The sequence below is a fragment of the Mesoflavibacter profundi genome (assembly GCF_014764305.1).
Lineage (GTDB): Bacteria > Bacteroidota > Bacteroidia > Flavobacteriales > Flavobacteriaceae > Mesoflavibacter > Mesoflavibacter profundi.
In genome coordinates this window covers 908,732-928,726 of record NZ_CP061703.1, presented here as the reverse complement: position 1 = coordinate 928,726, position 19,995 = coordinate 908,732, and the positions used below count along the sequence as shown (strand labels likewise).

Below are 19,995 nucleotides of genomic sequence, written 5' to 3'. Positions count from 1 at the left end.
TATGCAAATTTCAGTAGATTTAACCTTGTCTCCGTTACAAAACGATTATGAGGCACATATTATAGACTTTATTAAAACACTAAGAAATTCTGAATTTAAAGTGCTTGAAAACCCTTTAAGCACGCAAATATTTGGAGATTTTGAAACGCTTATGCCATTTTTAAATCAAGCTATCAAAACGTCTTTTGAAAATGCAGATATTAGTGTGTTAACCATGAAGGTTGTAAAAACTAACAGAAGCGATTATGAGCCACATTTTTGATTTCTTTTTTGGTCAATATGCAACTTATAATACCATAGATGTTGTTTTAGAAATTATTGCTGTAATCTTTGGTTTTTTATCTGTTTGGTATTCTAAACAAAATAAAGTTCTTGTATTTCCTACAGGTATGATTAGCACAATAATTTTTGTGTATCTATTGCTTAAATGGGAACTTTTAGGCGATATGATGATTAACGCTTATTATTTTATAATGAGTGTTTATGGATGGTATTTTTGGACAAAAAAGGTAGATCAAACTCATGTAACGCCAATTTCTACAACAACCACTAAAGAAAAACAAGCTAGTGTTGCTATATTTATAGCAACTTTAATTTTTGTTTTTGCTGTTTATAAAACCTTTGATAAATGGACAAGTTGGGTTGCTTATGTAGATGCATTAACAACTGCAATTTTCTTTGTTGGAATGTGGTTAATGGCAAAACGAAAAATTGAAAATTGGATTTTTTGGATTATCGGAGATATCATTTCTGTACCTTTATATTTCTATAAAGGGTTTACGTTTACCAGTTTTCAATATTTAGGGTTTACGGTAATAGCAATTTATGGATATTTAGCATGGAAGAAGCTCTTAAACAACAACCAAGTAACTGTATAAAAGTTGTGCTTTTTGGACCAGAAAGCACTGGTAAAACAACACTATCTATTCAGTTAGCACGATATTATAATTCGGTTTGGGTACCAGAATATGCACGCGATTACCTTCAAAATAAATGGAATAACGAGCGTAAAACTTGCGAGCCTAAAGACCTTTTGCCAATAGCTATTGGTCAAATGGAATTAGAAAACACACTAGCCCAAAAAACAGATTCAGTTTTAATTTGTGATACAGATTTGTTAGAAACTAAAGTGTATTCAGAAGAATATTATTCTGGGACATGCGATTCATTATTAGAAAAATATGCTTTAAAAAATACATATGATTTGTACTTTTTAACTTATATTGATACACCTTGGGAAGCAGATGATTTAAGAGATAAGCCTGAAGAAAGACAAGAAATGTTTGAAGCGTTTAAAGCAGCTTTAATTAAATATAAAAGACCATTTGTCTTATTAAAAGGCGATAAAAAAACAAGGTTAGCAACTGCTACCAAACATATTAATCAACTACTAGAGAAGAATGATGAAGTTAAGTGATAAAGATCTAGATTTACTTGAAAAAAAAGGAATCTCAAAACAAACAATAGATCAACAAATGCAATTGTTTAAAAATGGATTACCTTTTATAAACCTAAAGCGTGCAGCTACTGTAGACGATGGTATAATAAAACTTACTGCTAAAGAAGAAAATGAATATATTAAGCTGTATGATAATGAAAAAGAAAACATAGACATTGTTAAATTTGTGCCAGCTTCTGGAGCAGCAACAAGGATGTTTAAATTTTTGTTTCAGTTTTTAGATTCTTTTCGATCTAAAGAAGAAAGCATAAATGCTTATATTAATCGTAAAAAAGCGTTAGATCTTTCAATCTTTTTTATAGGACTAGAAAAATTACCTTTTTTCACCAAAGTAATTAGTTATTTAAAAGAGAAACATTCTAATTATTCAGAATTAAGTTTAGAAGAAAAAAGAATATTGTTTATAACAGCACTTTTAGAAGAAGATCAATTAAATTACAGTTTTTATCCAAAAGGGATTTTACCATTTCATAACTATAAAACACATACTGCAAGTGCATTTGAAGAACATTTATATGAAGCAGCAATGTATTCGGCTTCAAAGGATAATGCAAAAATCCATTTTACCATTTCAGATCAGCATAAGACACTTTTTGAAGAAGAATTTAATAAAATAAAATCTGCTGTAGAAGAAAAAACACAGACTAGTTTTGATATTTCATTTTCATTTCAAAAACAATCTACAGATACAATAGCGGTAACAAATAAAGACGAAATTGTAAGAACTAACACAGGCGACATTTATTTTAGACCTTCTGGACATGGCGCCTTATTGTCTAATCTTAACGACTTAAATGCGGACCTAATATTTATTAAGAACATAGATAATGTAGTCGTGTCTAAGTATAAAAAAACAGTAGGAAAACATAAGAAAATTCTTGCAGGATTATTAATAGATATAAAAAACACAGCGTTTAAGCATGCAAAAGATTTAGATGAAAAAGATTTAAATGAAGCCCAACTCATTCAAATAGCAACCTTCTTGCAAAATAAGTTAAATGTTGTGATTTCTGCAGAATTTGAAAAATATGCAAAGAAGTATCAAATAGAATATTTAAAGAAAAAATTAAACCGTCCAATTAGAGTTTGCGGAATGGTAAAAAACGAAGGTGAACCTGGAGGCGGACCATTTTGGGTAAAAGATGAAGCTGCAAACATTTCACTTCAAATTGTAGAATCAGCTCAAATAGATACTAAAGCAAAATCACAGAAAAAAATCCTAAAAAAAGCAACGCACTTTAATCCTGTAGATATTGTTTGTAGCATAAAAAATCATAGAGGCGAAGTGTATGATTTACAACAGTTTTTAGATCCAAAAGCAGCTTTTATAACACAAAAAACAATAGACGGTAAATCTATAAAAGCATTGGAGTTACCTGGTTTATGGAATGGTAGTATGTCTAACTGGAATACTGTTTTTGTAGAAGTTCCATTAGCAACTTTTAATCCGGTTAAAAATGTAAACGATTTATTAAAACCTAGTCACCAAACCAATTAATGTTGTTAGATAAAGAGATTGAAAAAGAGTTTAATTTAAAAGCCATTCGCAGTTCTGGAAGTGGTGGACAACATGTAAATAAAGTTGCTACAAAAATTGAATTAAGTTTTAATGTAGAATTATCACAGTCTTTAACACAAGAGCAAAAAGAGATAATCATTGACAAATTAGCAAAAAGACTAACAAAAGAAAATGTGTTAATTATACAATGTAGCGAAACAAGAAGTCAATTAAAAAATAAAAGAATTGCAATACAAAAAGCAATATCAATTATTGAGGAAGCTTTAGTTATAAATCCAGAGAGAAAACCAACAAAAATCCCAAAAGCAGTCATAAAAAAACGATTAAAATCTAAACGTCTAAATTCAGAAAAAAAAGCCAATAGACGTAAACCTGATATAAATTAGTTATTAATCGTAGTTTAGCAATGTTATTTTTGCAGGTTAATTTAGAATGTTATTTTTTTAGGAATTCAATTTGATTCTAAAAAATCATATTTATCTTTGCACCGTTCTCAAAAAAGGGGTGCTTTTTTTGATTTAAGATATACTAGTCAACTTAAATCTTACAGGCTGAGATCATACCCAACGAACCTAGAACAGGTAATGCTGTTTAGGGACAAAGAATGGACAGTTTTACAAGTAAAAATGTATGATTGACATTCAACAAATTAATTATAAATAGTAAAGAATAATTACCTCTTTTTATTCGATTATAAATTTCATAATCGTAATGAAAAATTTATTTCTTTTTTTAACACTATTAGTGTTGTCAGTCAGTGTTAATGCTCAAGAAGACAAGCAGCAAGACACTACAAAAATTCAAAAATTAGACGAAGTTTTAGTAAAAGCAGTACGTGTAGATGCAGATTCGCCTATTACACATAGTAATGTAGACAAAGCAGAAATTCAAAAGCGTAATTTAGGTCAAGATATTCCAATTTTACTTAATTATTTACCGTCTGTTGTAACAACAAGTGATGCTGGAGCTGGTATTGGTTACACAGGGATTAGAGTACGTGGTACAGATGCAACTAGAGTTAATGTAACTATTAATGGAATACCTTATAATGACCCAGAAAGTCAAGGTACATTTTGGGTTAATTTAGGTGATTTTGCGTCCTCTACAGAAAGTATCCAATTACAACGTGGTGTTGGTACATCTACCAATGGTTCTGGTGCTTTTGGTGCAAGTTTAAATTTATTAACAGACGTGTTTTCTGAAGAAGCTATGGCTGAAATATCTAACAGCTTTGGTAGTTATAATACAAGAAAACATACAGTAAAGGTAAGTTCTGGATTGCTAAACGATCACTTTGAAGTATCAGGAAGATTCTCTAAAATAGATTCAGATGGTTATGTAGATAGAGCATTTACAGATTTAAAATCTTACTTTTTACAAGGTGTTTATAAAAATAATAACACTTTAATAAAAGCCTTAACTTTTGGTAATTATGAGCGTACATATCAATCTTGGTATGGTTTAACCGAAGATCAATTAAAAGAAGATCGTCGTCAAAACCCATATACTTATGATAACGAAACAGATAATTACTGGCAAGATCATTATCAATTACACTGGAATCAGCGATTTAATAACAATTGGTCTACTAACTTAGGGTTAAATTATACAAAAGGAAAAGGATACTTTGAGCAATTTAAAGAAGGAGAATCTGCTGCAGATTTTTCTAATTTAATCGAAGACGATTCTGATGTAATTGTCCGTCGTTGGTTAGATAACGATTTTTATGTTTTAAATGCTAACGTGGTTTATCAAAATACGAATTTAGAATTAGTCACAGGATTATCTTATAACACTTATACAAGTGATCACTTTGGAGAAGTAATTTGGGGAAGCGATTTAGCACCAAACACACAAATAAGAGATCGTTATTACGATGGAGATGCAACTAAAAACGACTTTAGTATATTCTCTAAAGCAACATTTAATATTGTTCCTAAACTAACAGGATTTGTAGATTTACAAGGACGTTTTGTAAGCTATAAAACAAACGGAATCAATTCAGATTTAAATGAATTTGTAACCGATGCAGACTTTAGTTTTTTCAATCCTAAATTAGGGTTAACTTATAAATCTTCAGAAAAAAATAGCTACTACGTTTCTTACGCAAGAGCTAATCGTGAGCCAAATCGTGACGACTTTAAAGCTGGTGTAACAGAAAATGAAACTTTAAACGATATAGAATTAGGTTGGCGTTATGCAAGTAATAAAGTAAATGTTAGCACTAATTTATATTACATGTTTTACCAAAACCAGTTAGTGTTAACAGGAGAATTAGATGATGTTGGTAGCCCAATAAGAGCAACTAGCGGAAAAAGTTACAGATTAGGACTAGAGGTTGATGCAAACATTGCTTTTAGTAAAATGTTTAGTACCTCTTTAAACGTAGCTGTTAGCCAAAATAAAAATCAAGATTTTACAGCGTCACTTGACGGAGAATTTGTAAATCTTGGAGATACAAATATTTCTTTCTCTCCAGAGTTAGTTATAGGTAATGCTATTAATTTTATGCCTACAGAAAATTTACAGCTTTCATTTTTAAGTAAATATGTTGGTGAGCAATATATGGGTAATATAGATAGAAAAAGTTCTAAATTAGATAGTTACTTTGTAAACGATTTCAATATCAACTATCAAATTAATCCTAATAAAATATTTAAATCAATAATAGTATCTGGATTAGTAAATAATGTATTTAATAAAAAATATGTGTCTAATGGTTACTATGGTACTTATGATGATACTTGGTCTGTTCCAGGAGAAACAACAACATTAGATTATGCAGGATATTATCCTCAAGCAACAACTAACTTTTTATTAGGGCTTACTTTAAAATTTTAAAGTGTAGAAAAAGTTAATAAAAAAAGCATCACTTTTTGTGATGCTTTTTTTTATTTCAAAATCAATTAATTGTTATACACACGTATAACACTACCGTTAACTTCTACAAAATATTGCTTAAGGCTAAAGTTTCCGGTTGTACCATCAAAAGCGCCACCATTAACAATATTATAGCTGTTATTATCATCACAATTACAAGAGGCAGTAATACCATCTACAGATAATCTAGAACAGTTAGAAGGTGCATGGTTAGGATCTGTTAATTCAAAAGACACATAATTTCCGTTTCCAACATTGTAAATTACAATAGCATTGTAACCAAAAGCATTTAATACTAAGTGATTACCATCAAACTGTAAATCGTTATACTGCGGTAAAGACGTGTCTATAGAGTTTTGCGTGTCAAAAACAATATCTGGAATATAATTGTTGTTATTATTATCATCATCTTTATCACAAGAGAATATTAATAAAATAAAAACTAAAAGTGGTAATAACTTGATTTTCATTAGCAATAAAAAATGTTTTTCAATAGCAAATTTACAACAATAACCTAGTTGAAATAAATATTTTATATATTTGTAGAACAAAATCTCGTGTCTGCGAGATTTTTGCGTTTTACGCTGAAAGTATTTTAAATTTCGGCGTCTTTTTATTTAAAACGAAATTATTATGAGTAAAGTATCTTATTATACAGCCGAAGGACTAAAAAAATTACGTGATGAATTAAATCACTTAAAAGATGTAGAGCGACCAAGAGCATCGCAAGCAATTGCAGAAGCTAGAGATAAAGGTGATTTGAGTGAAAATGCAGAATATGATGCTGCAAAAGAAGCTCAAGGATTATTAGAGATGAAAATTTCTAAACTAGAAGAAACCTTATCCAATGCCAGAATAATTGACGAGTCACAATTAGACACATCAAAAGCTTTAGTGCTATCTAAAGTAAAAATAAAAAACCAAACCAATGGTATGGAAATGGTGTACACTTTAGTAGCAGATGGAGAAGCAGATTTGGCATCAGGAAAAATATCTGTAAACAGTCCAATTGGTAAAGGCTTATTAGGTAAATCTGTTGGCGATGTTGCCGAGATACAAGTGCCAAGTGGTATTATGAAATTTGATATCATAGAAATATCACGATAATAAATTTTCGCTTTCGCGGAAACGTCTAAATATTTATTCCTGTTTATTCTGAAAAAATTTTCAGTTTAGCAGGAATCTTTTTTATATTTAAATCATAAATTCTTTCAGTATGGCTTCCATATTTACAAAAATTATCAATGGTGAAATACCATGCTATAAAATTGCCGAAACCGAAGATTTTTTTGCGTTTTTAGATATTAATCCTAACGCAAAAGGACATACATTATGTATACCAAAAAAAGAAGTCGATAAAATTTTTGATTTAGACGAAGCTACATATACGGGCTTAATGCAGTTTTCACGTAAAGTAGCAATAGCTATAGAAAAAGCAATACCTTGCAAACGTGTTGGTGTTAGTGTAATTGGTCTAGAAGTACCACATGTGCATGTGCATTTAATACCGCTAAATACTATGGAAGATGCACGATTTATTAGAAAAGAAACCTTAACTAAAGAAGACTTTGAAGCTACAGCTAAAGCAATTCAATCTTACCTATAAAGCAAAAAAGTAACTATTGCTGCAATTACAGCTATACCAATTAATAGCAGGATAAAGGTTAAAGGTTTTAGTTTTAAATAACTACGTTTAGGTTTAAAAGCACGCATTTGGTAATCGTAAACACGTTCTATATCTTCTGTCCATCTTACAGGAAAAATCTCGGTATTACAAGTGTCACAACGCAAACTTGTCCTAACATTTTGTGTCAAAGTTTTATGCAATTTGGTTTCAATAAACTCTTGTTTAAAAGTTAATTGTAATCCGGTTTTGCTATAGCATTCTGGACAATTGTTGTTTAAGCTTACTTCCTTTATGGTTAGATATTGTTTGTGCATTTTAAACGGTTTTTAAGGTGATTAACATGGTAGTGCCAACACCAATCTCAGAAAACTGAACTTTTATTTTTCCTTCATGAAAATCTTCTACAATTCGTTTTGCTAAAGATAAACCTAATCCCCAACCACGTTTTTTTGTAGTAAATCCAGGTTCAAAAATACTATTAAATTCTTTTTTAGAGATACCTTTTCCTGTATCACTTACAGTAATTTCTACAAATTTATCTTTGGGTAATATTTGGATTTTTAAATTGCCTTTTCCCTTCATAGCATCTATAGCATTTTTTACTAAATTTTCTATAGTCCAACCATAAAGTTGCTTGTTTAGATTAACGTAAATGCTATTATCTGGAGCATCTATACTAAAGTTTATTAGCTTAGAAGATCTTGATTTTAAATAACTATAAGCGTCTATAGTTTCTTTTACAATATCATGTTTTTCTAAAGTAGGTAAAGAGCCTATTTTGCTAAAACGCTCGGTAATAGTTTGTAATCTATTAATATCTTTTTCAATTTCTAGGATATATTCTGGATTGGTGTTTTCAGATTTTAATATTTCTGTCCAGCCAATTAAAGAAGATAACGGTGTGCCAATTTGATGTGCAGTTTCTTTTGCCATTCCAGACCATAACTTATTCTGTGTAGCAATTTTACTGCTTCTATAAAAAAAGTAAACCACTGCACCAAATAACAGGATAATTAGTAGTAAAGCTAGTGGATAAAATTTTAACTTTTTTAAAAGCGGAGAATTACCATAATATAAGGTTGATAAAACTTTACCATCGTAAACAATCTCTATTGGTTTATTTTCATTTTTAAATTGTTCTATTAGCTGTTTTAAATAGGCGTTGTCTTTTGCTTTTTTTTCATCTATATTATTGTAATCCATACTACCATCTTCATTAAGTTTAATCATTGGAGTAGTAGTATTACTTTCAAGAATTTTTAATGGCAAATTACCAATGTCACCATTTAAATCCATATTTTGAATGATGTCTTGTTGTGCAAAAGACCAATTTTGCATTTTTATACGTTCTTCGGCTTTAAACTTTTGAAAAAACACATAGGTATTCCAAAGTATTAAAGAGATTATTCCAAAAGACGCAATTATAATAATCCAACGTATAAGTTGACGATGTTTTGTAAAAAACATAGTATATTTTTTTGTTGTTAATATAATGCAATTCTGTTAATAATATTGTTAGAGATAGGTATTAAATTGCTTTTAGTTGGTTTTAAGATTATGTACTTTTGCCTAAAATTACTCAAGATATGTTATCCTTTTTGCCATCAGATTTAGCAACTCCAAAACTTCATAGTTATTTGTTAAGTGCAGTAGCGCCAAGACCAATTGCATTTGCTAGTACAATAGATGATAAAGGTCAACCTAATTTATCGCCTTTTAGTTTTTTTAATGTATTTAGTGCTAATCCGCCAATTTTAATATTTTCTCCTGCAAGACGTGTAAGAGATAATACAACAAAGCATACTTTAGAAAACGTACAGCAGGTAAAAGAAGTTGTTATAAATGTTGTTAATTATGATATTGTACAACAAATGTCTTTAAGTAGTACAGAGTATCCTGAAGGTGTAAACGAATTTGATAAAGCAGGATTAACCATGCTAAAATCTGATATTGTAAAACCATTTCGTGTTGCTGAAAGTCCTATTCAAATGGAATGTAAAGTAAACGAGGTTGTTACATTAGGCGATCAAGGTGGCGCAGGTAATTTAGTAATATGCGAGGTCGTTAAAATGCATATTAATAAAGATGTATTAGATGAAAACGAAAGCATAGATCAAGTTAAATTAGATTTAGTATCTAGAGCTGGCGGTAGTTATTATAGTAGAGCAAAATCTGGTTTTTTTGAAATTCCTAAACCGTTAAGCACATTAGGAATAGGTGTAGATGCATTACCAGATCATGTAAAAAATAGCCACATATTAACAGGAAATGATTTAGGATTGTTAGGTAATGTAGAAACTTTACCAGAACCAAATCAAATAGCCGAATTTAAAATAAAACATAATTTACAGAATTTAACAGAAGAGCAAAAGCATAAAAAAGCACACGACTTTTTAAGTTATAATGATGTGCTAAGTGCTTGGAAAACACTATTATTGTAAATTAATTCAAATAAAAACGACGAATATTTAATAATTATATAGAGAAATGGAAGTACAAGGAAAAGTAAAGTTAATAGGAGCAACTCAAACTTTTGGAAGTAACGGATTTAGAAAGAGAGAAATTGTTGTAACTACAGAAGAGCAGTATCCACAACATATCATGATAGAGTTTGTTCAAGATAAAACAGATTTATTAGATAACTATCAAGTAGGTCAAGATGTAAAAGTAAACATAAACTTACGCGGTAGAGAATGGGTTAATCCACAAGGAGAAACTAAATATTTTAACTCTATTCAAGGATGGCGTATAGAAGCTGTACAAACTGGAGCGCCACAAGGTATGCCAGATGTGCCACCAGCTCAAGCTTTTGAGCCTGCTACAAATGTAAACGAAGACGATCACGACGATTTACCGTTTTAATTTATAAAGACATTTAAAGACACAAAAAACCTCAAAACAACTGTTTTGAGGTTTTTAAGTTTTAGTGGTTTTAGCATAGGTCTCTACAAACAAATTTTAAACAAGAAATTTTTCAACTAATTATCTTTTAAAAAAAGACCTTCCTAAATTTCAAATTAATATTGCTAAAAACAAAGTAAAGTATTGAGATTTAATGCAATAAATTAACTAAAACGTTTTCGGAAAATCACTTTTTTGTCATTTTCACAATAAATCTTTAAATTATATCTAAAATTTTATAAATGAAATATATTAATCAACATCAATTTTTTCCTCCTGTAAATCAAGCTACAGAAGATGGATTATTAGCAATTGGTGGTGATTTAAGTCCAGAACGATTATTAGCAGCTTACCAAAACGGAATTTTTCCTTGGTTTGAAGATGATAATACCATTTTATGGTGGTCACCAGATCCAAGATTTGTTTTATTTCCTTCTAGGTTAAAAGTATCTAAAAGTATGAAACAAGTGTTGCGTAATTGTGATTTTGAAGTAACCGTAAATAAAGATTTTAATGCAGTGATCACCGAATGTGCTAAATCAAAACGATCTGGACAAGATAGCACTTGGATTACCAACGGAATGATAAAAGCCTATAATACACTACATCAATTGGGATTCGCAAAATCTGTTGAGGTTTGGCAAGACCAAAAACTTGTTGCAGGCTTATATGGTATCGATTTAAATAATGGTGTGTTTTGTGGCGAAAGTATGTTTACCAAAGTTAGTAATGCTAGTAAAGCAGGCTTTATCACCTTTATTCAAAACAGTAATTACAAATTAATAGATTGTCAAGTTTATACCAATCACTTAGAAAGTTTAGGCGCTGAAGATATTTCTAGAGATGAGTTTTTAAAGTATTTATAAGTTTTAAGTTATTGTGGCAAAAAATATTATTGTAAAAATTAACCCTAAAATCACATTGTAAAATTGTGTCTTCTCACTGTTATAAAAACTTTTTGATCCAGAAAAGTAGTTTTTAAAGTTATAAGTATTCATTTTAAAAAGAAACCTAATGATGCTTCCAACGATCCATCGTATAATTGCTCCAATTATATTAATTAAAAAGTAGAATATAATTCCAACTATTTCATTCATGAATTACACTTCATTATACCTAAAACAATCAACCTCATGATCGTTAACCATTCCGGTTGCTTGCATATGCGCATACATTACTGTGCTACCTACAAATTTAAATCCACGTTTTTTTAAATCTTTACTTAAAGCATCACTTATAGGTGTATTTGCTGGAGCTTCTTTGTAGTTTTTTACTTTATTTTTTATAGGTTTTCCATCTACAAAAGCCCAAATATATTTACTAAACGTACCAAATTCTTCTTGCACTTTCATAAACGCTTGTGCATTGGTAACTGTAGCTTTAATCTTTAGTTTATTGCGAATAATACCTTCGTTTTGCATTAATTCTTCAAGCTTCTTTTCGTCATAAGAGGCTATTTTTTTGTAATCAAAAGCATCTAAAGCTGCTTTAAAATTTTCGCGTTTACGCAACACAGTAATCCAACTTAATCCAGCTTGAAACGTTTCAAGAATTAAAAATTCAAAAATGGTATCGTCATCGTAAACAGGTTTTCCCCATTCTTGGTCATGGTAAGCTTCGTAAAGTGCATCGCCAACACACCAACCGCATCTGTGTTTAGTCATTGTAAGGATTAAAAAATTATCCTACTAATGTAACAACTGTTACTAAAAATTCCTAAAGGTTGCAGTAAATTTATAGTATGGAAACAACACAAATAGATATAAACACTATCATAGAAAAAAGTCTGGAAAATAGCCTGAATTATCAAAGTTATAGAGCTTTAGTTAGTAAGCTTGTAGCAGATAAATCTACAACTGGACCTAATCAATCAAAATCGTTAATAAATTACACCATGCTTAACGATAAACGTATGAAGCGTTGGGATAAAACAGTAAAAATTAATGAAACCGATAAAATAGCTATTACAAACACAACCGTTAATCAAACGTGGATTGTACTTACCGAAAGTTGGTGTGGCGACGCAGCACATGTTATACCGGTGATAAATAAAGTAGCTGAATTACATCCTGGAATAGATTTAAGATTGGTGATGAGAGATGAAAATGAGCAGTTAATGGATTTATTCTTAACCAATGGTGGTAAATCTATACCTAAATTAATTCAATTTGATAATGCTTCAAAAACGGTTTTAAATAGTTACGGTCCAAGACCAACTGAAGCTACAAAAATGGTCAACAATTTTAAGGCAGAACATGGTACATTAACTGCCGAATTTAAAGAAGATCTTCAGCGTTGGTACAATAAAGATAAAGGACAAAACGTCATTAAAGATTTAATTGAATTGATCGATTAAAAACGTCAGTTTGATTGATTTTGTGGTAATAAAAATTGTATTAAGAACTTTTATTGAAATTCAAAAGTAATCGTACCAATTTGAGACGCTAACTTTGAGCGATCAAACCTAGCTTTTTTGGCGTACTTTAAAGCGTGTTCTTCTAAACAACCATTTGAAGATGTAGAAGCCGAATTTAAGCTTGTCTTAATTACAGTTCCGTTTTGGTTAACCGTAATGTTTACTACAATTTTACCAGTTGCATCGCATAAGTAAATAGGAATTGGCAAGTATTGGTCTGTTCGCTCTTTTAAAGAATAGTAAACAGTACTATTGGTATTTGCAACGTTGCTTTGTGCTGCACTTTGATTTTGACTTCGTTTTGCTAAAACACTATTAATACTGTTGTAACTAGTCATTGTTTCTTCAGAAATGGAAGAATTACCATCACTTTTAGAAGAGGTCGTTTCTTTAACAATGTCCTTTTTATACGTTTCTAATTTTGGATTGGCATAATCCTTTGGTGGCGTAATAGGTTTGTAGGCTTGGGCAAAATGTTTATAATTTTCGGTGTTGTTATAAGCTTGATTTGTAGATTTTGAAGTTTTTATTTGTTCTTCATGTTTAGCAATGTCTTCCTCTAATTCTTCAATAGTTTCAACTTGATAATAATCTGCTTCTGTAACAGTTTCAATTTTAAAAACTGTAGCATTTAACAAGGTTAAAACTAAGGTTGAAATTATTAAAAACGTTATTGCTACCGCTTTATGAGAATTATTAAAAGTCATGTAATAGAAAAGGCTAATTTATGTTTAATCTATATACGATTACAAAACGATAAAAAGTTGTGTTTTAGTCCTTTTTTGGCAATTTTTTAATAAAATCTTCGATAGAAAGTGCATTTTTCACATCAAAATCACCAATTTTTGTGCGTCGTAAAACTGAAAGATGAGCACCAGAATTTAACGCTTTTCCAAAGTCATTTGCTAAAGATCTAATGTAGGTTCCTTTACTACAAACAACTCTAAAATCTAGGTTTAAACCGTCAATTTTAGTGATTTCAAAAGCTTGAATGGTCACTTTTCTAGGTTTGATTTCTACGTCTTCTCCAGCACGAGCAAACTCATAAAGACGTTTTCCATCCTTTTTTATCGCAGAAAATACTGGCGGATATTGATCAATTTCGCCAATAAATTGTTTGGTTGTTTCGTGTATTAATGCTTCGGTAATATGATCTGTAGGATAGGTGTTATCAATTTCGGTTTCTAAATCAAAAGACGGTGTTGTACTACCTAAAACAAAAGTGCCTGTATATTCTTTAATCTGACCTTGAAAAACATTAATTTGTTTAGTCATTTTTCCTGTGCAAATTACTAATAAACCAGTTGCCAAAGGGTCTAAAGTACCAGCATGACCAACTTTAATTTTTTTTATGTTGTAAGCTTGCCTTATTTCCCATCTTAGTTTATTTACAGCTTGAAAAGAGGTCCATGTTAAAGGTTTGTCTATTAATAAGACTTGTCCGTTTTTATAGTCTTCTGCAGTCATTTTTTAATTTAAAATTGAATAAATTATTGCAATTAAACCTACAATAGCACAGTAGATAGAGAAGTAAGATAGTTTACTTTTTTTAACAAGACTTATCATCCAAGTACAAGCAAATAATCCAGAAATAAATGCAGCTATAAAACCTATTGAAAGCGTCGTAATGTTTTGAGATTCAAAACTTAAATCGCCACTTAAAACATCTTTAGCAATTTTACCAAAAATTAAAGGTACAACCATTAAAAACGAAAAACGTGCAGCTTTGGTTTTATCATTACCCAATAATACAGATGTAGATATTGTTGCGCCGCTTCGCGAAATACCTGGAAGCATTGCAATTGCTTGAGAAACACCAATGATAAAAGCATTACTAAACGATACATTTTTATTTGTGTTTTTGGCTTTGTCTGCAAAAAATAAAAGGATAGCTGTAACTAATAACATAAAGCCAACTAATAAGATGTTTCCTCCAAAAAGTTGTTCTAATTGTTCTTCAAAAAACAAACCAACAATTACAGCAGGAATCATAGATATTACAATTTTTGAAGCAAATTGCAGATCGTCGTTCCATTCAAATTTTAAAATTCCTTTTATAAGTAACCAAATGTCTTTTCTAAACACAACAATGGTACTTAAACCAGTAGCAAAATGAAGTACAACGGTAAATAATAAGCTTTCTTCAGGAATACTTTTATCACCCAAAATAGCTTTTCCAAGTTCTAAATGACCACTAGAAGATACTGGTAAAAACTCGGTTAAACCTTGTATAATTCCTAATAAAATCGAATCTAATATATCCATGAAGCAAATGTATAAAATACCATTTACCAATTTGATAAATTACTTCATAAAATTAGAAAGTAAGGTAATTAGTCTTTTTTGGGTTTAGATAATATGGCATAAACCTGTACGCCAAGCCCAACAATTATTAATGCAGGAGCAAGTCTTATACGTTGCCAATTAAATATTTGAGGATTAAAAACATTGGGATCGTCACTTCCGCCACCAGACATAAGTATAAAACCAAGAGCCATAAGTGCAAGACCTATAAACATAAACTTGTAATTATGTTTTTTAAAAACTAATTCGGTTTTAAGATTGTTTTTACTCTTGTGTTTACTTTCGCTCACGATGGTGTTTAAATTAAAGTTGATACGACAAATTTAAACTTTTTTAAATTAATCGTAAATATGTTTTAAGGTATGTTTTTTTGGACTAACCTTTTCAACTTGTGCTACTTCATTATCTAGCTCTGGTTTTGTTTTAGCTATATATATTATAATTGCTATAAGACCTATTAATACAAACGTTACTCGTTTCATAATCATTAGTTTTTGGGATTAATTAAACTTTTTAAAGTAATGGTTTGGTCAGTCGCACTTAATTTTTTTGGTTAAGTAAATATAACGTGCTAAAGTGTGAAGTATTGTTAACGCTAACGTTAAAAGGTGTTAAAGTTATTTAATACAACTGGTCTGTTTTTAAGTTTAAAAAACGCTGTGTAGCAAAGTGTGTACTTATCCAAGTAATAATAATACCTAAAAGGAAAACCGCTAAAAACAATCCGCCAATTAATATTAAACTTTGTCTAAGTGCTAATTCCGGAAACATTTTATCTACGTAATACACTACAAAACCAAGTCCTATTAACGCGACAATTGCACCAAGAATACCAAGTTTTATGCTTTTCCAAACAAAAGGTCTGCGTATAAAGCTTTTTGTAGCGCCAACCATTTGCATAGTTTTAATCGTAAATCGTTTTGAGTAAACAGATAATCTAATAGAACTATTAATTAAAAGCACAGCAATTAAAGTGAAGATAGCACTAAGTAATAATACCCAAAAGCTTATTTTTTTTACGTTGCTATTAATAAGTTCAACAAGACTTTCGTCGTATTTAACTTCGTCTACAAAGCTTTTTTCTTGTGCTAAAGCAGTTAATTCTTCTAATTTTTCATTAGTTAAAAAATCGGCTTTCAACTTTACATCAATACTATTTTGTAAAGGATTATAACCAACAAGATCCATAAAATCGTCACCAAATTCAGATTTCATTGCTTCTGCAGCGTCGTCTTTAGATACAAAATCGGTTGTTTTTACATAATCTGCAAGCGCTAGACTTTTTTCAAGTTGTTTAATTTCAACATCTTTAGCAGTATCTTTTAAATAAACTGTTACGTTTACGTTTTCTTTCATAAAATCGGTTACTTTTTTCGCGTTAAGCAATAAAAAGCCAACAATTCCCAATAGAAAAAGTACTAAAGCGATGCTAATTACAACTGAAAAGTAAGACGAAATTAAACGTCTTTTTTGATATCTGTCAAAAGATGAACTCATAAAACGATGTTAGATTATACCGTAAAAATATAAATATTTTGGATTGCTTAATGTTTACAAGGTTTAAACTTTCAACATTGTTATAATAAGTTTAAATTTGCGCTTTTATAAGCCGAAAAACAACAAGATGCAATACGATTTTAAAAAGATAGAAGACCATTGGCAACAGTATTGGGCCAAAAACGAAACTTTTAAAGCCGAAAACAACAGCGAAAAACCTAAATATTACGTGTTAGACATGTTTCCTTATCCATCTGGAGCAGGATTACACGTTGGACATCCGTTAGGGTATATTGCTAGTGATATTTATGCGCGCTACAAACGCCATAAGGGTTTTAATGTATTGCATCCGCAAGGTTATGATAGCTTTGGGTTACCGGCTGAACAGTATGCAATCCAAACAGGACAACATCCTGCAATTACTACAAAAACCAATATTGCTACGTACAGAAAACAGTTAGATAAAATTGGGTTTTCTTTTGATTGGAGCAGAGAAGTACGTACCAGTAATCCAGAATATTACAAATGGACGCAGTGGATTTTCATTCAACTGTTCAACTCTTGGTATAATGTAGATTCAGATCAAGCTGAAGACATTTCAACATTAGAAGCGCTTTTTTCTTCGGAAGGAAATGCAACAGTTAACGCTGTTTGTGACGAAACAGTTGAAACATTTTCTGCTGAAGAATGGCAAGCCTTTTCATCTGAAAAACAACAAGACATATTATTAAAATACAGATTAACGTATTTAGCAGAAACCGAAGTAAATTGGTGTCCGGCTTTAGGAACCGTTTTAGCTAACGACGAGATTGTAAATGGCGTCTCAGAACGTGGCGGTCATCCTGTTGTGCGTAAAAAAATGACACAATGGTCTATGCGTATTTCGGCTTATGCAGAACGATTATTACAAGGTTTAGATGGCATAGATTGGACAGATGCGTTAAAAGAAAGTCAGCGTAATTGGATTGGTAAATCGGTTGGAGCATCAGTAACTTTCAACGTAAAAGATCATAACGAAACAATCGAAGTATTCACCACAAGACCAGATACTATTTTTGGTGTAAGTTTTATGACTTTAGCGCCAGAGCACGATTTGGTTTCAAAAATTACAACACCAGAACAAAAAGATGAGGTAAATGCCTACATCGAAGCAACTGCAAAACGTAGCGAACGCGACCGTATGGCAGATGTAAAAACCATTTCTGGTGCATTTACAGGCGCGTATGCAGAGCATCCGTTTACTAAAGAACCAGTCCCAATTTGGATTGGAGATTACGTACTAGCTAGTTATGGTACTGGAGCAGTAATGGCTGTACCTTGTGGCGACCAACGTGATTACGATTTTGCAAAACATTTTAATATCGAAATCCCAAATATTTTTGAAGGTGTAGATATAAGCGAAGCAGCGTTTGCAGATAAAGAAAAAACCGTGATTGCTAATAGCGATTTCCTTAACGGAATGAACTATAAAAAAGCAACCAAACGTGCTATTTTTGAGCTAGAACAAATTGGACAAGGACAAGGAAAAACCAACTACCGTTTACGTGACGCAGTATTTAGTCGTCAGCGTTATTGGGGAGAACCTTTCCCAGTGTATTATGTTAATGGTATGCCACAAATGATAGACCAAAAACATTTGCCAATTACCTTACCAGAAGTAGAAAAATATCTACCAACCGAAACTGGCGAGCCACCATTAGGTCGTGCAGATGTTTGGGCTTGGGATACGCAATTAAACCAAGTGGTTAGCAACGATAAAATAGATGATAAAACGGTATTTCCTTTAGAGCTTAACACCATGCCAGGTTGGGCAGGAAGTTCTTGGTATTTCTTTAGATATATGGAAGAACAAGCTAATCGTGGTAATGCATTTGCAACCGAAGATGCACTTAACTACTGGGAAAATGTAGATTTATACATTGGCGGAAGTGAGCACGCGACAGGACATTTATTATATGCACGTTTTTGGACTAAGTTTTTAAAAGATAGACATTTTGTAAACGTAGATGAACCTTTTAAAAAGCTAATAAACCAAGGAATGATACTTGGGACTAGTGCATATGCATTTGTTTTAAAAAGAGGTGTTAATTTTCAAGCAAATGATGTTCATGATGTAAGTGAATTAATGCAAAAATCAGATTACTTCAACAAGCTTAAAAAGTTAGGTGTTAAAAACACTTATATAATATCAGAAGAATTATATAATAAATTAATATCAGGAAATTATACTAAGGAAGATATTGTGAAAATTACGGAAAACGACGAAAAATTTCACGATTTATTCAAAGATTACGGAGTTCAATATGCTGAAATTACCAAGGAAGACCTAAGAAAAATTCCAATTCCAGTCGAATATGTGAATTCTTCTAATGAAATAGATTTTGAAAAATATTTTAATTGGAACCCAGAAAATTCTAATTCAAAAATTTTAACAAACATAGCTGCTCGCGAAGTCGAAAAAATGTCTAAATCAAAATACAACGTGGTTAATCCAGATCAAATCTGTGAAGATTACGGTGCAGATAGCCTACGTTTGTATGAGATGTTTTTAGGTCCGTTAGAGCAAGCAAAACCTTGGAATACTGCTGGTATTACAGGTGTGCATGGTTTCCTTAAAAAATTATGGAAGTTATACGTAGACGATAATGGTTTAAAAATTACCGATGCAGAACCTACAAAAGACAACCTGAAAACCTTACATAAAACCATTAAAAAGGTAGAAGAAGATATTGAGAATTTCTCTTTCAATACATCGGTATCTACTTTTATGATTGCAGTTAACGAGCTAACAGCGCAAAAATGTACAAGTCGTGATATTTTACAACCATTACTAATTTTAGTATCGCCATACGCGCCACATATAGCAGAAGAGTTATGGCACCAATTAGGTAATGAAATGTCAATTTCTACAGCGCCTTTCCCAGTTTTTGAAGAAAAACATTTAGTAGAAAGTAGTAAGAATTATCCAATTTCATTTAACGGTAAAATGCGTTTTACACTAGAATTACAGTTAGATATGAGCAAAGACGAAATAGAAAAAACCGTTATGGCTCACGAAAAAACACAAGAACAATTACAAGGTCGTACACCTAAAAAAGTAATTATTGTGCCAGGTAAAATTGTGAATATCGTAGGATAAAACCTAAATAAAATAACATTTTATAAAGAAAAGCCTTCAACAATTTTTGAAGGCTTTTTTTTGCTTCTCGATACAATTTGTTCGTGTCTCATAAATCTTTCGAAGTGACGATAGATTTAATCCCAATACGTCAGTTCGAGTGGCGCGACCTAAGGAGCGTTGTGTAGAGAACTTTTGTAGTGGATAAAACTATTTAAATATTTAAGTCATAAAACTTCTCGATACAATTTGCTCGTACCTCACAAATCACTCG

At 31.0% G+C, this 19,995-nt stretch carries 23 protein-coding genes; 13 read left to right on the top strand and 10 right to left on the bottom strand.

Annotated features, from left to right (window positions below; genetic code table 11):
• The first annotated feature begins 1 nt into the window (after position 1).
• From IFB02_RS04370 to IFB02_RS04345, 6 genes are all read left to right on the top strand, one after another.
• Positions 2 to 262 (top strand): hypothetical protein, encoded by a 261-nt coding sequence (locus tag IFB02_RS04370; protein ID WP_106686739.1) that lies wholly within the window; start codon positions 2 to 4, stop codon positions 260 to 262.
• On the top strand, positions 246 to 878 hold the full coding sequence (pnuC, locus tag IFB02_RS04365; RefSeq protein WP_106686740.1) for a nicotinamide riboside transporter PnuC: 633 nt from the start codon (positions 246 to 248) through the stop codon (positions 876 to 878). Before IFB02_RS04370 ends, pnuC begins: the two co-directional genes overlap by 17 nt.
• Positions 839 to 1,417, top strand: a complete 579-nt coding sequence (locus tag IFB02_RS04360) for an AAA family ATPase (protein ID WP_106686741.1) — start codon at positions 839 to 841, stop codon at positions 1,415 to 1,417. Before pnuC ends, IFB02_RS04360 begins: the two co-directional genes overlap by 40 nt.
• On the top strand, positions 1,401 to 2,957 hold the full coding sequence (locus IFB02_RS04355) for a DUF4301 family protein (RefSeq protein WP_317173495.1): 1,557 nt from the start codon (positions 1,401 to 1,403) through the stop codon (positions 2,955 to 2,957). The genes IFB02_RS04360 and IFB02_RS04355 overlap by 17 nt, the downstream gene beginning before the upstream one ends.
• Positions 2,957 to 3,364 carry an alternative ribosome rescue aminoacyl-tRNA hydrolase ArfB gene (gene arfB / locus IFB02_RS04350; RefSeq protein WP_106686743.1) on the top strand — a complete coding sequence of 136 codons (408 nt, stop codon included), beginning with the start codon at positions 2,957 to 2,959 and terminating at the stop codon, positions 3,362 to 3,364. The genes IFB02_RS04355 and arfB overlap by 1 nt, the downstream gene beginning before the upstream one ends.
• A gap of 325 nt (positions 3,365 to 3,689) precedes the next feature.
• Positions 3,690 to 5,819 carry a TonB-dependent receptor gene (locus tag IFB02_RS04345; protein WP_191073068.1) on the top strand — a complete coding sequence of 710 codons (2,130 nt, stop codon included), beginning with the start codon at positions 3,690 to 3,692 and terminating at the stop codon, positions 5,817 to 5,819.
• 65 nt (positions 5,820 to 5,884) lie between these two features.
• Here the strand turns inward: IFB02_RS04345 and IFB02_RS04340 are convergent, their stop codons facing one another.
• Entirely contained in the window at positions 5,885 to 6,328 is a 444-nt protein-coding gene (locus IFB02_RS04340; protein ID WP_191073067.1) for a hypothetical protein, read from the bottom strand.
• A gap of 163 nt (positions 6,329 to 6,491) precedes the next feature.
• On the opposite strand from IFB02_RS04340, the gene greA reads away from it, so the two are divergent.
• On the top strand, positions 6,492 to 6,965 hold the full coding sequence (greA, locus tag IFB02_RS04335) for a transcription elongation factor GreA (protein WP_106686746.1): 474 nt from the start codon (positions 6,492 to 6,494) through the stop codon (positions 6,963 to 6,965).
• 109 nt (positions 6,966 to 7,074) lie between these two features.
• Positions 7,075 to 7,464, top strand: a complete 390-nt coding sequence (locus IFB02_RS04330) for an HIT family protein (protein WP_106686747.1) — start codon at positions 7,075 to 7,077, stop codon at positions 7,462 to 7,464.
• Here the strand turns inward: IFB02_RS04330 and IFB02_RS04325 are convergent.
• Positions 7,455 to 7,799, bottom strand: a complete 345-nt coding sequence (locus tag IFB02_RS04325) for a hypothetical protein (RefSeq protein WP_106686748.1) — start codon at positions 7,797 to 7,799, stop codon at positions 7,455 to 7,457. The genes IFB02_RS04330 and IFB02_RS04325 overlap by 10 nt on opposite strands.
• Before the next feature lies 1 nt (position 7,800).
• Complete coding sequence (locus IFB02_RS04320) at positions 7,801 to 8,952, bottom strand: sensor histidine kinase (RefSeq protein WP_106686749.1); 1,152 nt, start codon at positions 8,950 to 8,952, stop codon at positions 7,801 to 7,803.
• A gap of 119 nt (positions 8,953 to 9,071) precedes the next feature.
• On the opposite strand from IFB02_RS04320, the gene IFB02_RS04315 reads away from it, so the two are divergent.
• The 3 genes from IFB02_RS04315 to aat all read left to right on the top strand — a co-directional run bounded on the left by IFB02_RS04315 (position 9,072) and on the right by aat (position 11,252).
• Positions 9,072 to 9,926, top strand: coding sequence for a flavin reductase family protein (locus IFB02_RS04315; RefSeq protein ID WP_106686750.1), 855 nt, complete (start codon positions 9,072 to 9,074; stop codon positions 9,924 to 9,926).
• Between the two features lie 46 nt (positions 9,927 to 9,972).
• On the top strand, positions 9,973 to 10,347 hold the full coding sequence (locus IFB02_RS04310) for a DUF3127 domain-containing protein (protein WP_191073066.1): 375 nt from the start codon (positions 9,973 to 9,975) through the stop codon (positions 10,345 to 10,347).
• Positions 10,348 to 10,628: 281 nt separating this feature from the next.
• On the top strand, positions 10,629 to 11,252 hold the full coding sequence (gene aat, locus IFB02_RS04305) for a leucyl/phenylalanyl-tRNA--protein transferase (RefSeq protein WP_106686752.1): 624 nt from the start codon (positions 10,629 to 10,631) through the stop codon (positions 11,250 to 11,252).
• Between the two features lie 234 nt (positions 11,253 to 11,486).
• Here the strand turns inward: aat and IFB02_RS04300 are convergent, their stop codons facing one another.
• The gene (locus IFB02_RS04300) at positions 11,487 to 12,050 is read right to left on the bottom strand and encodes a DNA-3-methyladenine glycosylase I (RefSeq protein ID WP_106686753.1); all 564 of its coding nucleotides are present in this window, start codon (positions 12,048 to 12,050) and stop codon (positions 11,487 to 11,489) included.
• A gap of 77 nt (positions 12,051 to 12,127) precedes the next feature.
• Here IFB02_RS04300 and IFB02_RS04295 point away from each other — a divergent pair, with 77 nt between their 5' ends.
• Entirely contained in the window at positions 12,128 to 12,742 is a 615-nt protein-coding gene (locus IFB02_RS04295) for a thioredoxin family protein (RefSeq protein ID WP_106686754.1), read from the top strand.
• Between the two features lie 50 nt (positions 12,743 to 12,792).
• Here the strand turns inward: IFB02_RS04295 and IFB02_RS04290 are convergent, their stop codons facing one another.
• From IFB02_RS04290 to IFB02_RS04265, 6 genes are all read right to left on the bottom strand, one after another.
• Positions 12,793 to 13,509, bottom strand: coding sequence for an energy transducer TonB (locus IFB02_RS04290; protein ID WP_223878871.1), 717 nt, complete (start codon positions 13,507 to 13,509; stop codon positions 12,793 to 12,795).
• Positions 13,510 to 13,573: 64 nt separating this feature from the next.
• A complete protein-coding gene (truB, locus tag IFB02_RS04285) occupies positions 13,574 to 14,269 on the bottom strand; it encodes a tRNA pseudouridine(55) synthase TruB (RefSeq protein WP_106686755.1) in 696 nt (231 codons plus the stop codon).
• Positions 14,270 to 14,272: 3 nt separating this feature from the next.
• On the bottom strand, positions 14,273 to 15,067 hold the full coding sequence (locus IFB02_RS04280; RefSeq protein WP_106686756.1) for an undecaprenyl-diphosphate phosphatase: 795 nt from the start codon (positions 15,065 to 15,067) through the stop codon (positions 14,273 to 14,275).
• A gap of 68 nt (positions 15,068 to 15,135) precedes the next feature.
• Positions 15,136 to 15,396: a DUF3098 domain-containing protein gene (locus IFB02_RS04275; RefSeq protein WP_106686757.1), complete on the bottom strand. Its 261-nt coding sequence runs from the start codon at positions 15,394 to 15,396 to the stop codon at positions 15,136 to 15,138.
• Between the two features lie 48 nt (positions 15,397 to 15,444).
• Complete coding sequence (locus tag IFB02_RS04270; RefSeq protein WP_158256251.1) at positions 15,445 to 15,588, bottom strand: hypothetical protein; 144 nt, start codon at positions 15,586 to 15,588, stop codon at positions 15,445 to 15,447.
• Between the two features lie 139 nt (positions 15,589 to 15,727).
• Positions 15,728 to 16,603 carry a cell division protein FtsX gene (locus IFB02_RS04265; protein WP_106686758.1) on the bottom strand — a complete coding sequence of 292 codons (876 nt, stop codon included), beginning with the start codon at positions 16,601 to 16,603 and terminating at the stop codon, positions 15,728 to 15,730.
• A 127-nt stretch (positions 16,604 to 16,730) separates the two neighbouring features.
• Here IFB02_RS04265 and IFB02_RS04260 point away from each other — a divergent pair, with 127 nt between their 5' ends.
• Positions 16,731 to 19,742 (top strand): leucine--tRNA ligase, encoded by a 3,012-nt coding sequence (locus IFB02_RS04260; protein WP_106686759.1) that lies wholly within the window; start codon positions 16,731 to 16,733, stop codon positions 19,740 to 19,742.
• Positions 19,743 to 19,995 lie beyond the last annotated feature (253 nt).

Excerpts from the sequence above, each read along its gene's own strand:
- IFB02_RS04370 (WP_106686739.1), top strand. The coding sequence starts at position 2 with ATGCAAATTTCAGTAGATTTAACCTTGTCTCCGTTACAAAACGATTAT.
- pnuC (WP_106686740.1), top strand. The coding sequence starts at position 246 with ATGAGCCACATTTTTGATTTCTTTTTTGGTCAATATGCAACTTATAAT.
- IFB02_RS04360 (WP_106686741.1), top strand. The coding sequence starts at position 839 with ATGGAAGAAGCTCTTAAACAACAACCAAGTAACTGTATAAAAGTTGTG.
- IFB02_RS04355 (WP_317173495.1), top strand. The coding sequence starts at position 1,401 with ATGATGAAGTTAAGTGATAAAGATCTAGATTTACTTGAAAAAAAAGGA.
- arfB (WP_106686743.1), top strand. The coding sequence starts at position 2,957 with ATGTTGTTAGATAAAGAGATTGAAAAAGAGTTTAATTTAAAAGCCATT.
- IFB02_RS04345 (WP_191073068.1), top strand. The coding sequence starts at position 3,690 with ATGAAAAATTTATTTCTTTTTTTAACACTATTAGTGTTGTCAGTCAGT.
- IFB02_RS04340 (WP_191073067.1), bottom strand. The coding sequence starts at position 6,328 with ATGAAAATCAAGTTATTACCACTTTTAGTTTTTATTTTATTAATATTC.
- greA (WP_106686746.1), top strand. The coding sequence starts at position 6,492 with ATGAGTAAAGTATCTTATTATACAGCCGAAGGACTAAAAAAATTACGT.
- IFB02_RS04330 (WP_106686747.1), top strand. The coding sequence starts at position 7,075 with ATGGCTTCCATATTTACAAAAATTATCAATGGTGAAATACCATGCTAT.
- IFB02_RS04325 (WP_106686748.1), bottom strand. The coding sequence starts at position 7,799 with ATGCACAAACAATATCTAACCATAAAGGAAGTAAGCTTAAACAACAAT.
- IFB02_RS04320 (WP_106686749.1), bottom strand. The coding sequence starts at position 8,952 with ATGTTTTTTACAAAACATCGTCAACTTATACGTTGGATTATTATAATT.
- IFB02_RS04315 (WP_106686750.1), top strand. The coding sequence starts at position 9,072 with ATGTTATCCTTTTTGCCATCAGATTTAGCAACTCCAAAACTTCATAGT.
- IFB02_RS04310 (WP_191073066.1), top strand. The coding sequence starts at position 9,973 with ATGGAAGTACAAGGAAAAGTAAAGTTAATAGGAGCAACTCAAACTTTT.
- aat (WP_106686752.1), top strand. The coding sequence starts at position 10,629 with ATGAAATATATTAATCAACATCAATTTTTTCCTCCTGTAAATCAAGCT.
- IFB02_RS04300 (WP_106686753.1), bottom strand. The coding sequence starts at position 12,050 with ATGACTAAACACAGATGCGGTTGGTGTGTTGGCGATGCACTTTACGAA.
- IFB02_RS04295 (WP_106686754.1), top strand. The coding sequence starts at position 12,128 with ATGGAAACAACACAAATAGATATAAACACTATCATAGAAAAAAGTCTG.
- IFB02_RS04290 (WP_223878871.1), bottom strand. The coding sequence starts at position 13,509 with ATGACTTTTAATAATTCTCATAAAGCGGTAGCAATAACGTTTTTAATA.
- truB (WP_106686755.1), bottom strand. The coding sequence starts at position 14,269 with ATGACTGCAGAAGACTATAAAAACGGACAAGTCTTATTAATAGACAAA.
- IFB02_RS04280 (WP_106686756.1), bottom strand. The coding sequence starts at position 15,067 with ATGGATATATTAGATTCGATTTTATTAGGAATTATACAAGGTTTAACC.
- IFB02_RS04270 (WP_158256251.1), bottom strand. The coding sequence starts at position 15,588 with ATGAAACGAGTAACGTTTGTATTAATAGGTCTTATAGCAATTATAATA.
- IFB02_RS04265 (WP_106686758.1), bottom strand. The coding sequence starts at position 16,603 with ATGAGTTCATCTTTTGACAGATATCAAAAAAGACGTTTAATTTCGTCT.
- IFB02_RS04260 (WP_106686759.1), top strand. The coding sequence starts at position 16,731 with ATGCAATACGATTTTAAAAAGATAGAAGACCATTGGCAACAGTATTGG.